Origin of the sequence: Rothia sp. HMSC073B08 (genome assembly GCF_001812975.1) — a bacterium.
GTDB lineage: Bacteria > Actinomycetota > Actinomycetes > Actinomycetales > Micrococcaceae > Rothia > Rothia mucilaginosa.
This window is the reverse complement of record NZ_KV811055.1, coordinates 1-1,332: the sequence shown is the minus strand read 5'-3', so window position 1 is coordinate 1,332 and position 1,332 is coordinate 1. Positions and strand designations below refer to the sequence as shown.

Annotated in this window: 1 protein-coding gene; it reads right to left on the bottom strand. The window is 45.4% G+C overall.

The window, feature by feature from the left end:
- The coding region (locus HMPREF2884_RS02470; protein WP_070615312.1) for an ATP-binding cassette domain-containing protein at positions 1-1,332 on the bottom strand (1,332 nt) is incomplete at both ends.

Here is a 1,332-nt window from a genome sequence, read left to right as displayed (position 1 = left end):
GACCACAAATCAGCATCACCAAGACGCTCAACCGCCGCCTGAGGCAAACCCAGAAGAAGATTTTCACGCACAGTCAGTTCATAACGGCCGTAGTCTTGACTCACCAAACCAACATTTGCCAACATGTTGTATTTACTCTCAGAAGAAGCACCCTTATACGTTATGCTCCCCTGGGCAATTGGTGTAATTCCAAGAATTGCATTTATTAGCGTTGTTTTTCCCGCGCCTGAGGCACCAACTACTGCAATCATTTGATTATTCATCAGCTCAAGATTAATATCTTTAAGCGCAAAAGACGACGCGCCCTCATACTGAACGGATACATCTTTGCATATAATTTTTGAAATATTTTCACGGTTAGGGTTAGAAGTTTTTATCTCAGAAGCATGGTCGTAAGTATCAGAGTCGCAGACCCTTCGGAATTGCTGAACAGATAATGCTCCATTAATAATCTGACCAAATGAATATCCCACCTCTTGGGTCGCATCAACACAGGCAATGATTCCAATCAGCGATCCGGCCACATACGATATATCGGCTCCTGAATCCACAAGGAAGTACAGGGACGCAAAAAGTAAGACAGAGCAGAGTAGCCCTGCAACTACGGAGATGATTCCTCTAACACTTTCAAGGCTCAATTCCCTACCGGCTGCCCGGCGTCGCCAGGACGCTACGCGTTGCGAGAAAAATCGGGAAGCTCTCATGAGGTGAAGTTCTTGGGCGCGGCTTTGAGCCATCAGATTGTCTAGATAGTAGTTCTCTACCCGATAATCCTCGTACATTAGGGTGTAGATAGCGTAATCACGTTTAGCGAGAATCACCATTGCAATAGATAGGGGTAGTGAACACAGTGCCGCAAAAATTGCTGCCACCATGCTGACGTTTGCAATATTAAAACAGAGGAGGAAAACCATCGCAAAGGAACTCACCAGTGTCATAACTGACATGGTGTGAACCTGCAATTCCTGTTTCGATATTGCCTCTCTAGCAGCACGTATATCTTCCTGTGATTTTGTGCTACCTATATCAGATAACGGAAATGTAGATAACCTGTTATTTAACATGCAGTGAACCCGATAATTCACCTTTGATTTGAGGATGAGCATGTTACTTATGACCCAGCGTTTAGCAATGATATTAATTCCAACGACAAGGGCAAGAGCAACAATATAAATCCATGCTGTGCCACCATTTGAACCGCTCAAGGCTGATACTGTATTACCGATTAGCAAGGATTGGCTCAGGGGAATGCAGGCTATGACGGCTAGCGATAGGGCGACGCTCACCAGGGTTGTGGGACAGGTTTTCCGGCTCTTCCGAGTTGAGTGTGGG